Raw genomic sequence first — 15775 nt, forward strand, 5'->3', positions numbered from 1 at the left:
CAAAAATATTTCCTTATTTCCACTTTTTCAAAAACCTTGCGGAGGTCTAAAACCTTCGTAAGGCTAATATTACTTAATTTTGTAAATAGTAAGAAATAAAGACGGAAGATGCAAGGAGAAAGTGGAGATGAGCCATTCGAGTGAAAATGTTTCGCACGCCCGGATCAATGCCCTTTTCACGGGTTTGCCATACACATTAACTTATGATTTTTTTTTGCATTTTAGACAAACACTAACAACGAAGATTATGGAAATTATGGTCTTCATATTGAGCAATGGGAAGTAAGTGACATCATTTACACACTCCTGTTGCAAAAACACTACGGGTTTTAATCCATCTTCCGATTTTTTCCATAAAAAAAGGCCCTATGTGTTCACATAGAGCCTTTCTAAAATTTCCGAATAAGTGGTGTTTATTGAATTTTAACTTCCGCAGGCATAACCATTATTTTCTTATCTTTACGATTGTACACATACAGCTTGGAATGGGCCCCATAATTTTTGACGAGCAACCCATAAAAATTGTCCAGGGCGTATTCATTTTGCCCGATCAGATATTTGTCCAAAACTCTTCCATCTAATGTGAGTTTTTTTATTCCATAAAGATCGGAAACAAGAATATGTTTTTCCCGGAAAACCTTCTTCCCCCTGAATAGAACGCCTTCTGCGTCCTCTTCAATGGCTATCCTCTTTGGAAAGACAAGGTTGGGAGCATGGCTTTTTACCGAATTCCACGCCTTTAGACCGCCAATTTCCCTGATAAACGATCCATCTGAATTCAGAATCAAAATTCGATGCCGTACCCAATCGGCAATGTAGATTTTTCCATCGGAATCAACCGCTATCCCTTCGGGTGTCTTGAGCGGTGCCAGTGAGTCGGGAATCTCCACATTGAAATATTTATTGACTTCCGGTGCGCCCGATGAATTATATTTCAAAATTCGCCCTTCCATGGCATCTGCAACAAGGAATTCCTCCAGATCGCCGTGATACACAGCATCCCGAAAGGAAATATATTTATTAAAATCGGATGCGAGTCTTGACGGTTCCGGAATTTTCGTGGGCGAATTCGTCAGGAGGACATCGTTATCAATCAAACCGCGATACGTTTGGAAATTATTTCCGGGTGAAAGAGCTTCCGATACTTGAGAATAATTCACGCGCTCGGAAAGAGGAATGATCACTTCATTATCATTGGGTTGAACCAAACGGATCGTTTTTTCCACCGGATAATACCCAATCGCCTCAATTTTTAAGAAGAGGGTTGTATTCAGAGGAATGTTTTTCACAACGTAGGGATTTTCCGGATTGGGGGGTTCCAGGACGGTTCCGCTCAAGAATACATCCGCCGCGTAGGGTTTTCCCTTTTCATTGATCACCCAAAGAATTAAATTCGCTGTAATGGCGCCCTTTTTGTCCTGAATGCCGGCATTAATGGCAGAAAATAGATTTTCATCTTTCAAGAGGGAACGCGTAAGGAGATTTTTTGACGGATATATATTTTTCTTGGGCAATCCAAATTTTAACAGCATCCGGTTAATTTTCTCAATGGCCTGTTCTTCCAGATATTCCTTGCTGGCCAATTTTTCATACGAAATGGTCTCTTTTCCTATTTTCAGCAGCTCATCCGGGAATCGGACTTGATCGACATGAATAGACGCCAATACACTAACATCGCCCTGACTGCGGCACTTCTGAAGGGAGGCCTTTGCATTATTATACCAAAACGTCCCCAAAGGCCTATTTTTTGTTAATTCAATGAGTTTTTCAAAACACACCTTAGCGGCAGCGTCGTTATTTTCCCTGCGGAATATTTCTCCCAGGTAATAAAGACTGCGTGCACTTTTTGAGCCGTTGACCAATTCTATAAACATCCTTTTGGCATTTTCATAGTCTCTGGCAAAAAAGAGACTGCGAGCGGCCACATATTCCGCTTCCTTTTGATATGGCGGACGGACATCTTTCAGAATTTTGGCTGCGACCTGGAAATCAGCCTCCTTGCCGCTTTGGGTCGGCTGAATTTCAGCCTTCAGTGCGAATTCAATTCCTTCATAAAATGTGGTTTCATTTGATTTTTGATAGCGTGTAATTTTGAATATCTTTTCTAGCTGTTTCAAATAATATTCGCGTTTTTCTCCGATATTGGTGGCTGCCCGCGGGAGAATATCACGAATCATTTCAAGGGCCAAAGCCAATTTGTCCTGAGTGGTGCCGGTTAGAATATTCGACCATAAATCCTCCCCCAGCTCCAGACGGACCAGCCCCAATAATTTGCCTTTTTCCCTCTTAATAATTTGACTTTCGGGATTGAAACTATTCAGGGCTTGTTTTAAGATACGCAGGTCGGAACGATTTTTTGAGACTGAAAACTGTTCAAAATCAATTGTATATTTCTTTAATTTGGCTTCTTCAACCAGGACTTTTAATCTCGGATCCAAAATCGGAAATGGATTTTTCTTCACAAATTTGACCAGATTCATCTGGCTGTTCGTCAAATCATTTCTTAAGTATTGAAGAATTCCCAACCAAAAATAGGCCTCGGGAATAGACTTTGTCACTCGTGCATAATAGCTTGTATTCTCATCCGTAAGTTCAATAAATTCTTTTGTGTTAAGAGATTTTGTAAATTGAACCAGATTTCCTCTTCTGAATAATATTTCCCCGGAATAGGTTCGGGCATTTCGAAGATTGGACAGTTGCTTCTTGAACTCACTTGAATATCTGATATTCTTGGTCACCTGAAATAAATTCAGATACTTCATTGCTTCCAAATAATAAACGGCAGGAGCGTATCGTTTTTTCTCAACCAATTCCATTCGTTTTAATACGTCCAAATACTTGCATTTCAAGAAATAGCCTTCGGCGGTTTGAAGAGATGACTTCTTTTTTTCAGCATCTGAAATGGTGTTGAACGAATTCTCATCCAGGTTTTGATACAGCTTTCCAAGCAAAAAATAAGCATCATTCATTCGTAAAAGGGCAGCAAGCTTCAGCTCATTAAACGAATTGGGGTTGTTTCCAACGGCTTTAAACGCAGAATGGGCGCCTTTGAGTTCATTAATGAGCTCAGAGAAATTAAACGAAGGGTTCATAATTTGAAAGAATTGATAGAGTTTTAGAACTGCATCGTCATATTTTGATTCCGCCCCCATATATTGTACAATCATTTTTAGTGAATCTGTTTCTCCTGTACCCGTACGATTAAAATCATCTACAGCAAGTTTGAACAGGGAACCCGGATTTTCGCCTGTCTCCGCGCGCCTGAACAAACACCATCCCTTTTTAAAAAGGGCTTGTTGGTAGAATTTCGGGTATTGGAACCTGAAATTGTCATTTAAAACCACCCGGCTGAACAATTTATAGGCCTTTCGAAAGGAATCCCTGGCCTGGCCGATCTCATTGGAGCTGAGACCCATGTTATAATAACTTTCTGCCATAAAATAATGGGCAACCCCGGCATTATCCGGATTCATCTTCGCCCAGCGTGCAGCGAATTTAATGACGTCCGTATATTTTTCCTGATTAAATAAATTCAGAATCGGAGTTTTTGTAAACTCCTGCGCATTAACACTCTGATAAAAAATCACAATAAAAATAAACAAAATTATATTTTTTTGTCGCATCTGCACTCCAGAATCGATCATTCTCCAATAAACACCCTTCCGGCCTGATTTACTTTGGACAAGGACAATCCATCAATATAAAACAGAAGACCATTTCGCACAAAATATTTTTTCGGAATATCCTCATTGCGCACAAGCTCGTGGGTGTCCACTGTCAGTTTTACACCGCTTGAAGGAAAGTTAAACCAAAAATAAATTTTACCATGCTTATAGGGCGTATATTTCCAGGTTCTAATCACTTTTGCAATTTCATTGCCGGCATACGAATGCCCGGGACTGATAACATCGGTAATTGAATTGAATTCCAACTCACCATTTCGCAAAACAGTTGCCCGAATTTTTACATCCGCCGTTTTGTCGATCATTTCAATCCGTTTCCAGTTCAGCTTTCTCAATTGACTCGTCTTCGTGTCAATCTGGAAAATCAGGTCCTTGATAATGGGACCTGTAATCAGGATCCCCTCAATTCCGGGACGGGGAGGAATGGAAATTTTTTCCTCAATGGTTGCCAACGGGATCATTGAATTATCGGGTGGCAGCCGATGCAAAAGAATGAGGCGCACACTGTAAAAAAAGAGAACCAAAACCAGAAAGATCGTCAGATATATCAATCGGATTTTTGTTTTGTCTCTCGTATTTTTTTGGAATTTAGCCATTGACCCCTCGATTATTGGCCCATTCTGGGCTAAAAATCAATTTGCAAATTTTCACGCCGGCGACCATTTCTATCGCGCTCAATTACAACCCTAACGTTTTTGCTATTTTTAATATCATTCAATGTCCCGCCAACACACCCATAAAGAATGTTTTGGTATTTTGCAGAATTAAATTTCTGAATGATATCTATTATTTTGTAATAGGGAATTTCATCCGGAGACCGCAAAAGTACAAAATAATTTGAGGACGGATCAGAATTCGCTTTCTTTAACAATTGATCGAGCTTTGCTTTCATCTGATTCCCGGGAAAAATATTTTTCTTGAGCAGGACATCAAGAGCCCTCTTTGTTTTGGTTTGATTTAATTTTGCGGGGCTCATATAACTGAATTTTTTTTCAATCTTATCCATTACCTTACTGATGAGAGCAGTTGCGCGGTCATCTATCCAGAGAAAATCACCATTATTCAACAATTGAATGACAATTTGAGCTCTTCCTCTCTCTGAAATCGGCGTGGGTACGGGCAGTTTCTGTTCTTTAACAGTTAAACGGACCACCGTTACCGTCACCATAAAAAAGACCAGAAGGATAAATATCATGTCAATTAATGAGATTAACTGAACCTTCCGAAAATCATCTTTTTGTTTTCTAAAAGCCAATTTTCATCCTGTCGTTTTTGCCAGTGTTCTAAAAATGACCCGGGGAATGGTATCTTTATACGTGCTGCATTCCTGCAGGATATAATTAATAATCTTAAATTCAACATTTTCTTCAGCCCGAATTTCAACGGTGTTTTCAATGGACGGCTTGTGAAAATGCTCCTCTTTATATTGATAGATGGCATTTGAGATAAGCTGACAGGCATCCGTATTTTTAAAGGCCTGATCCTTCATTTTCAAGAAATTTCGAGGAAATTCGGCGAATAAAGAATCCTTTTTGGCCATCAAGAATGCTTCACTCCGAGAAATGGAATCCCCATTGAATGGTTCCAAAACATAAACAACTCGAGGACTGTCGGGGTTGTTTTTCTCTTTATATTGAATCTGAAACAACAGGGTTGTAATAATATCATCCACGGCAACATCTTCGCTTCCCTCGGCCTGCGGCAACTGGATATCGGGAGGTTTTGTTGCGGCCTGGCGAGCGGTTTTTGTTTCCATGGAAAACTGCATGGTCACCAGAAAGAAAATCAACAGCAGAAAAATCACATCAATCAGGCTGGGGAACTCTAAATCATGCAGCTCATTTTGTTTTTTGAATGCCATCGATCGTCGCCCAATTATAGTTTTTCAGATACCTGAACATAAATTTCTTCCCATTTCGAAAAAATCCAATCAAGCTTATTCTTATAAAAATAATACAGAATGACCAGTACAATTCCTGTGACCAATCCCATGATGGTCGTCCAGAGCGCTTCATTGATTCCGCCTGCCAGCATCTTTACCAGTTTCAAGTGGGTGGTATCCGGGCCCAGTGTTGCCAGATGAGCAAAGGCCACCGAAATACCGGTAACCGTCCCGAACAGGCCCAAGAGGGGAGCCGTGGCCCCCAAATTCCACAACCAATCCAAAAAGGATTTTCGTTTCAGTGTTTCCAGTTCTGACGAGGCCCGATTTTCAATGGCTCGATCCACCTCTGCCGAGGCCTCCAACCATCGGTATCCGTTAATTTTGTGATTTCCAAGACCGGCCTGAATAATTCGTATAGTCGGATAATTCATGTAACCATTTCGGGTCAAATCTTTTTCAATTTTCTCGATTTTCTTTTTCCCCATATTTTTCCACCATGTGGCATATTCACTTTCCAGCAGGTCTAAATCGATAATTTCCTCTCCGTTCTCCCCTTTTACCATAGGAGGCGATTCGACCAGTTTGTAGGCCTCGTTGATCAGCTTCTGCCATTTTTGAAGCAGTTTAATAAACTCGTCGGAGATTCTTTCTGTATATGTTTTGTCATAATTCAGCAAATAGAGCGAAGATTTCAATCCTATCTTTTTGAATGGAAAAATCTTTGACAAACTCAAGTTTCTCATAGTGGTGATCCAAATGATTATCCCGATCAGAAGCGACCACCAAATCATGTGAAACGCCAGTTTTCCGAGAATGGTCGAGCGCTCATAAATAATCCCTTTCCCCAGGATCTCGAGAGGAAAACGGCCGCTGAGCGGGTTATAATGCCACCAATTAACCGACTGCTTTTCTGCAGAAGCGCTTAGTGAGCGTCCGCTAATGGCCCAGGCCGTATCCGAAAGAACGGTTCTGTCTCCGCTGTTCAGCCCCTCAATCCGAAAAAAGTAGCGCTTTCCAATTTCCAGGTTTTTGAACGTGACAAGATTGGTGCCCGACACATTTTCACGGTGGGCATTTTGAAACAGACTATCGTTTAGCGAATAGTAGGCCACGTATTGAGGGATCTTTGAAAAATCAATTTCTTTGACGGATTCCCCGTCTTTTGAATAGAGCATCCATTTGACGGTGTAGTCCACTTTTTTTGGAATCCCCAGAATATTGTTCTGTTTGGCCCGTGCAATATCCGTAATATGAATCACAAGATGATCCTGAGCAGCGCCGGCTGGAATGCCAAACGCCAGAATCAGGACGATCAGGACGATAATTGAGATGAGTTTAGTTTCGTTTTTCATAGAATTCTCCCTCGAATTAAAGAATAATTCGCCTGTATCTGCCGTACAAGTCTTCAAAAACATTTTTTTTGCCCCTTTTAATAAAGTCTATTATTTGTTTTATATTTTGATCGGTAAACAAACTCCCGGCCCGTGAGTACGGGAAATATTTTTTTACACTCAGGAATTCTCCGGCAATATCCGACCGTTTTTCCATGGTTTGAAGAGAATCCGCCTTTTCAGCCAGCCGAAAGTCAACATAGGCCCTCAACAGGAATACATCATCTTCAACCATCCGATCACCCAAATAAGGCAGATAAATATGATCAGGCAACGGGGTCACGACGGGACGAATGCTTTTGCTCAGAACGTCTCTGGCTGCTGAAAAGTCACCGCGGTCAATATAAATTTGGCTCAGGACAAGAACACTGTACGGGAAATCCAGTTCTCTTTTGAGCAAGGAAACAGCATCGTTGATCTTGTTCATTTTATAAAGGGAATAGGCTTTTAAATAAACGATAGCCGGAAGAGTTTTGTCCACATGATGGTTAACCCATACGTTGTCGCTGTTGCACAGGTGGACTGCTTTTTTGTATTCCTTGTTCAGGATGAGACCCTGGATGTAATTCAAAAAGGATATTTTGTTAAGCTCCGCGTCAATCTCGCGGCGGCTATTCTTAACAAGGGTGGCTTTTTCGTAATACTTTGTCGCCTGAATCAATCCTTTTTGGATGGAATGAGTTTTCATTAATTCTATATCGCCCAAACGCAAATATGCGGAAATGGGATAGCCAAAGAATTTCGGATTTTTGGCCTCCACAGCCAGTGCGAACTCCTGTGCGCCGTATGTATCCCGTTTTTTTCGAAATTCCTTGATTCCAAGTTCGTACCAATGCTGGGCCGTCAGAGGGGTCCAATTGAAATCCATTGAAAATCGTTCGTAAGAAGACCCCAGCGCACTCTCACTGTTCGAAACATAGGCCCAGTCGAATTTGGGTAAATAGTCATTAAACTGCGAGAAATAGCTATTTTGCGACAGATTAAGACTCAAGCCAACTGTCAATGCTTCCGTGGTGGAATTTGTTCCCGCGCGCAATTTGATCGGAATATTCAGAGAGGTTCGGGTCAAATCGTATTCAAAGCCCAGGAACCAATCCGGTGTGCGTTTTGTTCCGGGGACCATTTCCACATCGGCCGAAAGCAGCATCGCGTCCACCCAGGGGATTCCCGTTTGCGGAAACAGAGCAATTCCGGTTCGTGCAGAGAAAGGAATCCTGTTGGATTCGCCTGATTGCAATTTCAAATCGGGCTGGTTGATATTCTTTAACATCATTCCCAGCCGAAACCATTTGAATTCCGGATAATACTTTAGCCCAATATCCAGAGCCGTTGCGGATGCCTTGTTTTGAAAGAGGTTTTGTGACAAAAACTTTATACTGGTGCCCGCGCCAAACTGCTGTCCGAAAATATAAAAGGAGCGACCAAAGGTAAGAAACAGGGCCCTCTGCACATCGGAAAAGGTGCGTCCGGTAAGATAATTGGCGTCCGTGCGTTCTTCAAAGTTTCCGGAGCTTAAATCGAGATAGGCTGCTCCGATGTTCCATTTCCGCAGTTCACCAAGCGCCGGATTTTCAGAAAGACCTGAGATAAATATTTCCAGAGGAACGGCTATTCCCAAATAATTGTAAGACGTGTTGGCAAACAACTTTGTTAACATCACCGTTGCACTAACTCCCTCTCTGGAAAGGGTCGCCAGTCCACCCGGATTCCAGTAAATCGCTCCGGCGCCATCGGCCAATCCCGTATACGCCCGGCCGATTCCCAGGGCTCTGGCATGCACGCCATATCGCAAGAATTCACCGGCCTGACCCGCCGCTTCCTGCGAAAAGCTGGTCTGGACCGTTAATCCGAAAACCAAAAAAATTGTAAAAAATAGCTGAATGCGTTTCATATAAGAATCCTAATCCGCCTCCGGCAAATTTTGCCTTGTTTAATTCATACTCTCATTTTTTTCGCGTTTTCGTAGATGTTGCGCTGTAAAAATCCCGTCTATTTCAAAACAGCGATTTTATAGTAGGCTTTCGCTCCATGAATCACACACAAATAACCGCCATTTGCAACAAGCTCCCCTTTTCCATTCCTGCCATCCCAGAAAAAATCGTGTCCTGCGGAATCCTTGTGTAATTTTCGAACCAGATTCCCAAAATAATCATAAATCCAGACCTCCTGAACCTTTGCATCCTTTACACGGATAATAGCAGGTTTTCCGCCAGAGGGATCGAATGGATTGGGAAATGCGACAATGTCTTCCCGCAACGGCTCCCAGTAAATCGTTTTGCAGAGGGGCTCGCTTACATTGCCGGCCGCATCAACCGCCCGCAAGCAAATTTCAACCGCCGTGTTCGGATTGATCGTCAACATTTTTGAAAAGGAGGTCTCTATTTGATGCTGGGCTACAAATGAAATGGTGTCCTGCAAAACGCCATCCTGATAGAGAATAAGCGCCTGCACTTTTCCCGATTTCTGATCGCTCAATTCCGCCCGAATGACCAGTTCAGGGGACCCATAAATCCAATTCTTTCCCTCAATGGACTCCACATTTGGAAGAGTCAGGCTGGTCAAATGCGGCGGCGACATATCCTGACGAGAAGCGGTGACGGCCGACCAGTTCACGTCCCGGCCAAACTGATCCACAGCCCGAACCCTGTAATAATAAACCACATCATCCTGCAATCCGCTAAACACCGATGAGGTGTCGGTGGTTGTTTTCTCTTGAAGCACTCTGGAAAAGGTTGAGTCGTCGCTGCACTGTACGGTGTACGTTGCACTCAAATAAATGGGTTTCCAAACGATCTCATTGGATGAACCGGCGGTAAACTCGGGCTCATCATAAATGATTACGGCGGTAACGGCCGGATAAAATAACACGGACCGCTTTCCGGCTTCCTGATTTTCATTATTCAGCGAATCAAAGGCCGCCACTCGATAGTGAATGGTCTGAATGCTCGAATATGAAGCGGTAATCGTATCACGAAAAGATGTTGCGGAGGCCGGGAGTGTTTTTATCAGACTATTTTTTTTGTACACATGAATGCCCGCTACCCCGATTCCGGCATCGTGAGCAGGACCCGCCCACGTTATTTCAATCCTGTTCCCCCGGGTTTGAGCGGCCGACAAAATATGCAGCGTGTCCGGAGGAGTCGTATCAATAAAAACCTTCACCTGCGGGGCATCCTGTGCGGTGGGTTCATATTTATTCCCCAACGGATACAATGCCAGTGCCCGCGATTGGGGAGCATGGGCATTATCCCGACCGGATAAATAAAAATAGTATCGGCCGTCCGGAAGAGTTTCTGCAAAAAAACTGGTAACCTGGGCCAGTGAATCGTAATCCTGAACATCAAAAACTGTCCATTCACCTTCCAGTGTGTTCTTTTTCCAGAGAAAAACGGAGTCCACGCCGGCGGAATCTGATGCTGAATAGGCAATCTGAACAGCCGGTTTTGAGTACCAGTTGTGGTACCATCCCGGGGATCCGGATTCTGCAATCGACCAATCGCTCATTCGGGGAGGTGTGTCATCCTGGGTTGACCAGACCGTGTTCGACCAACCGGTCATGCTTCCGTCTTTTCGAATCTCCCGAACCCGGTAATAATAGGTTTGTCCATTTTTTAAATTCTCAAAAGTGGCACAGGTATCTGTGGTGACAACACTGTCACGTTTTCCTTCAAAGGCTTGATTTTCAGACCGTTGAACCTCAAAATGATCCAGATCATCCATACTGTACCAGCACACCACATTTTTCAGTCCTGCGGTTATTTCCGGCTCGGTCAGCATGGTGGGGTGTGGTTTGTAAACAACGGTTACTAAACCACCGGTTTGCTGTGTATTTTTCAAACTATCAAAGGGCTGAATCTGGTACTGATAGCGGGTTTGAACAACCGGCGGATTCCTTAAAGAATCAAAATAGGCGGTTTGGTCCTTCGGAATTTCTGCCAAAAGCTGGCCGTTACGGATGATTCGGTAGCCTGCCAGGCCAATACCAAGTGGCGCATCCTGTGAGGATGTCCAGGAAAGACGGATCACATCTTCCACTTGCTTTCCTGAGGCCGAAACGGCTGAAGGGGGCTGGGTATCGATTTTTACTTTGGCCTGGGGCACATCACCCGACTGGGGGACATATTTGTTTCCCAGAACAAACCATTTCCCTTCGTGAGAAATAGCCGCATGGGCGTGGTCCCGTCCCGTAATGAAAAATTCGTACCAACCGTCATCCAGTGTGGAATCAAAAGAAGAGGCCCATGTTTGAATGGAATCCAAATGAGCCACCGTTTGAATCAAATGCCAGGATGTGGTCGCATCTACACGGGAATAGAGAAACAGGGAATCCAGTCCCGACCCATCTGCAGCCGAAAAAAGCAGGTGAATTTTCGAGCGATTATACCAGCCATGCTGCCAATCGGCAGAATCCTCTTCTGCAATTTTCACACCCGTAATTTCAGGCGGATCGGAATCCTGCCGGGAATGTACCGCACGCGACCATCCCGTTTCGCTGCCATCCTGACGCACCTGTTTAACCCGATAGTAATAGGTTTTGCCGTTTTCCAGCATGGTTTTTGTCACACACGTGTCCTGAACGTTCAGGGTGGCCAATTGATTTTGAAAAAGGGAATCCGTGGCCACCTGCACTACATATTTTTCCGTATCCGATTTGGGCTTCCAGCATACCTGATTCTGCGTCCCCGCCGTAGCACCCGGTTCCGCATACATCACAGGATTCGCCCGGTACCAGATGGAACGCGTTCCTCCGGACATTTGCACATTAGTTAAGCTGTCAAACGGCTGAATCTGATAGTGAAGTTCCTGATCGGACCGAAGCGGGGGATTGAACACATCCGAAAAACTCGTATCGGCAGCGGACACGGTTGCAATGAGGCTCCCGTTTCTGAGAATGCGATAGCCGGCTAATCCAATTCCAATGGAGGAGTCATGAGAGGCCGTCCAGTTCAGATGAATAACCTCGTGCTCCTGCCGCACCGCCAGCGTGACCGAATCCGGGGGGGTGGTATCGATTTTAATCCTCTGCAGGGGTTGATCCGACAAGAGGGGTTGATAGCTGTTTCCATAAACAATCAGGTGATTCCCATGCGATTCCGGTGCGTGGGCATGGTCCCTTGCCGTTACAAAAAACCGATAGTCTCCATCCGGAAATGTTCGAATCAGCGTATCAGAAACCACGGTACTGGAATCATACGAATCTTTGGCCAAAAAACGAATCCAACGGCTATCCGCGAGGCGTATTCGCCAGAGAATCACCGAATCGATTCCGGCAGAGTCGGAAAATGCGTACCGCACATGAAGAACCGATTGATTAATCCAGCCGTGATAATAAGCGGAAGAATCCATTTCGCCGATGGAAAATTGATGCCGCACGGGCGGGTCCAAATCCTGAGTGGACCAAACCACGTTGGACCAGTTGGTTTCGCTGCCATCCGACCGAACCTGTTTCACCCGGTAATACACTCGCTGTTGATTTGCAAGACCTTGTACCGTGTAGCAGGTATCGGTAGGAGTGGCTGAATGAACATCGACGGTAAATCTGGCATCGGCCGCCCATTCAAGCACGTAGTGATCGGTCTCGCCTACGGGCGACCAACAAACCACATTGGAGGTTCCCTCCGTGTAATGGGGTTCGGAGAACATCCTGGGCTTTGCCCAGAAGTGAAAAACAGCTCCTACGGCTTTTGTTTGAATATTTCCCAAACTGTCGTACGGCTGAACCTCATATCGCAGAAACGCATCTGTCTCCGGCAAAGCCGCCATTGATTTGGCCAGCGAATCCGAATAGGATGTCTGCGTTCCGGAGATATCTGCCAGGAATTGACCGTCCCGGTAGACTTTGTATCCTTTCAAACCAATCCCAGGATCAACCGGCATCGTCCAGTGAATCTGAATCACATCCCGGTCCTGGCGAAGGGTCAGGGTAAGGGTATCCGGGGGCGTTACATCCACATGAAATTTTAGCTGTGCCGTATCCGGGATTCCTTTGTTTCCATCGGCTATCCAGGCTGAAGCGGTTTGTAACCCTGCACCGTGCGATTCCGGGGCATTGGAATTATCCTTGCCCGTAATACTTACTTCATAATAACCATCCGCAAGATGCCCGGTTAAAAAATGAAAATTCGCAACATTTACAGAATCGAAATCGTTTGTTTTAAAAAGCATCCAGCCAGATGACCCGCTGTTTCGGAGAAACAGGTAAGAGGAATCAATTCCGGATGTATCGGCCATTGTATATTGAATCTGGAGAGAATTTGTATTCGTCCAATTTCCAAACCAGTTGGCATTGGGAACCGATATCCGGGATACCACAGGGGGAAGATCATCCTGAGTTGAAAAAGACGGCACGGCTGAAAAATCACCCACTTCCGGAAGAGCGGCCCCTTTTTTCTGACGTACCAGGCGTGCTTTAAATGAATAGCGGTGAAAGGGCGTCAAATTGCTAAAGGGGAAATAATTCTTATTGAAATCCTGAATAGCAGAAGGGAGGACCGTTCCGGTGGTTTCATCGGTTCCTAAAATATTAATCAGGAGAATAGAATCATCTGCGGCCGGGGTGTAATCAATCTCCCAAAATATTTTGTTGTTTCGCCCTTGCGTGAAACCGGGTTCGGGCAGCATACGCGGAATCGGCAGATCGGCCGTATATGTAGCCGACTGAATCCATTGATTCAGGGCATCCTGGGTATGAAATTGCACGGAAAAAACAGAGACTTTTTGTTTTTGTGCAAATGAAAAATGGGGCAATGTAAATAGGATCAAAAAGAAAATACTCCCAAAAAGAGAAAAATACTTTCTCATGAAGACTCCGTTTTAATTCAGACAGGAAGTAATTTGAAATGAAATCCAATAAAAACAAGACATGGAGATGTCTCGTAATAGAGACACCTCCATATTAAAATAATTCATTTTCTGTTCAAGAACAATGATTTATTTTAGCAAAAGCAGTTTTGAAGTGTTTTGAAACAGAATTTGTCCAGAATTGGAGACACGAATCGTGTAAAAATAGACGCCCGTGCCGACATCCTGCCCCTGTGTATTTTTCCCGTTCCAGGAAATTGTATAAGAACCAGCCTTTTGCATTTTGTCTTCTATAGTTGCAACTTTCATACCCAGAATATTCCAGATTTCAACCTGAACTTGTCCCTCTTTCGGTAAATCATATGTAATATTCGTGGTCATATTAAATGGATTTGGATAATTCTGATACAATTTAAAGACCTTGGGAAGACGGTATTTTCTAAAAAAGGCCTCCCGTCCGCGGCTGTTGCGGGCAATCTCCCAGCCGTTTGTGGGATATCGCACAATGGGTGACCATCCGCTTTCGATCGTTCCGACGCGGACCTTCAATCGGAAAAAAGCCGTCCCGTCCGCCGATTGAAACAGCGAATCCACATAGCAGGTAGAGGTGGTCCAGCCGCTTTGGGAAATCAGGTGAAGCATTTCAGCCAATTTCGAATCAAAATAAGCATTGCTGTCGGCGATCTCCGCCCAGTACTCGGTGGTGCCAAAGGGCGTTTTTATTTCATCCCAACAAAAGCTCCTGAAGGAAGAGGGACGGGGAATGGGCGCATACAATTGAATTTCAACAAATACTGTATCACTCTCATTCTGGATATTCCCAACGGCATCAAAGGGAAACACCTGCCAATATTGGTCCAAAATATGATCAACGGGAACCTTTTTATCCGTAAAATGAATCCTGTTGTCGGATGAGGCGGGTACAACCGCCACAAGAGAATCGGTTCGGCGAACGTAATAGCCCTTTACCCCGCTAATATTGTCTGAGGAGGCATCCCAACTGAGATACACGTCGACGGAATCCGTTACATTTTTGGAAGCGACTGTGGAGTCGATAGCCAGGTGCGCCACCTTTCGGGGCGGAACACCGTCGTAGTAGGCTTTGGCCGAATCGAGGCCGAAATAGGCATTCGACCAGGGGGAAACGTGCCCCCAGCGATCTTTTGCACGAACGCGCAAATAGATTTTGTTGTTATTTAAGGTTACAAAATAGGGACGCACAATTTTGGCCGCTCCGGCGTTGGCTGCCTGCCAGCCAGACGAAGAAAAATGATGACCGAAAGCAGGATCAATGCTCACACCCACCTGACAGCTGTCCGCGCCATACGTTTCTTTGGTCCATTTGAAAGCCGCATTCAACCAACCCCACTCGACTGTAACGGAATCACGAAAATAGGTCACGGTATTGGGTTTCACCTGCGGCGTAAATGTCCAGTACGGGTCAACAGCCACGTGCACCGTGTCCGAACTCGATTTCTGCCCGAAGCGGTCGATCGTGACCACATTGTACGCATAGGATTTTTGAACAGTCAGGTTCGTGTCCAGAAAATCGGTTGTGCCGGGGACCAACGAGGCAATTTGCTCGCCATCCCGAAACAGAAGAATAGAAATTGCCGGTGTAACACGCGGCTGCCCCGGTTTATCCTGCCAGGTGAGGTAAACCTGCCCTCCGGCAGGATGCGCATTTATGGGAGGTGCAGCGGGTAGAGCCTGTGCCTGTACATCCTGAATGGGCGGATATTTAATGTATGGAATTGTTTCCTCCGCGCTCCAGGCCGTTTCCAGTACCCCATTCGGGCACATCTGGGAAGTCACAACAGCCGGAAACTCCTTCACCTGAAAACGATAAACAAACCCCTTTTCGGGGTTATAAAACGAGTAGGACTCTTTTCCGAAGACGGTGTCAATTTTTACCGGAACCGTGTCTTTTTCCCGAAAAATGCGCACGACATTTCCCCAATTGGAAGATAGATTCGGGGTGGGACGCCTCCAGAAAATGGTCATCTTTCCGGGAA

8 protein-coding genes are annotated in these 15775 nt (G+C 44.7%); all 8 read right to left on the minus strand.

The window, feature by feature from the left end; genetic code table 11:
* Positions 1-413: 413 nt before the first annotated feature.
* The 8 genes from GXO76_07965 to GXO76_08000 all read right to left on the minus strand — a co-directional run bounded on the left by GXO76_07965 (position 414) and on the right by GXO76_08000 (position 15707).
* Positions 414-3623, minus strand: a complete 3210-nt coding sequence (locus GXO76_07965; protein NOY77789.1) for a hypothetical protein — start codon at positions 3621-3623, stop codon at positions 414-416.
* 17 nt (positions 3624-3640) lie between these two features.
* Positions 3641-4234 (minus strand): hypothetical protein, encoded by a 594-nt coding sequence (locus GXO76_07970; protein NOY77790.1) that lies wholly within the window; start codon positions 4232-4234, stop codon positions 3641-3643.
* Between the two features lie 74 nt (positions 4235-4308).
* Positions 4309-4938, minus strand: a complete 630-nt coding sequence (locus tag GXO76_07975) for a hypothetical protein (GenBank protein NOY77791.1) — start codon at positions 4936-4938, stop codon at positions 4309-4311.
* A gap of 3 nt (positions 4939-4941) precedes the next feature.
* Positions 4942-5544 (minus strand): hypothetical protein, encoded by a 603-nt coding sequence (locus tag GXO76_07980; protein NOY77792.1) that lies wholly within the window; start codon positions 5542-5544, stop codon positions 4942-4944.
* A gap of 14 nt (positions 5545-5558) precedes the next feature.
* Positions 5559-6920 (minus strand): MotA/TolQ/ExbB proton channel family protein, encoded by a 1362-nt coding sequence (locus GXO76_07985; protein ID NOY77793.1) that lies wholly within the window; start codon positions 6918-6920, stop codon positions 5559-5561.
* 16 nt (positions 6921-6936) lie between these two features.
* Positions 6937-8850 carry a hypothetical protein gene (locus GXO76_07990; protein ID NOY77794.1) on the minus strand — a complete coding sequence of 638 codons (1914 nt, stop codon included), beginning with the start codon at positions 8848-8850 and terminating at the stop codon, positions 6937-6939.
* Between the two features lie 98 nt (positions 8851-8948).
* Positions 8949-13760 carry a hypothetical protein gene (locus tag GXO76_07995; protein NOY77795.1) on the minus strand — a complete coding sequence of 1604 codons (4812 nt, stop codon included), beginning with the start codon at positions 13758-13760 and terminating at the stop codon, positions 8949-8951.
* Positions 13761-13889: 129 nt separating this feature from the next.
* Positions 13890-15707 (minus strand): T9SS type A sorting domain-containing protein, encoded by a 1818-nt coding sequence (locus tag GXO76_08000; GenBank protein NOY77796.1) that lies wholly within the window; start codon positions 15705-15707, stop codon positions 13890-13892.
* Between the last annotated feature and the right edge of the window lie 68 nt (positions 15708-15775).

Source organism: Calditrichota bacterium (assembly GCA_013151735.1).
In the GTDB taxonomy this organism is placed as follows: domain Bacteria; phylum Zhuqueibacterota; class JdFR-76; order JdFR-76; family BMS3Abin05; genus BMS3Abin05.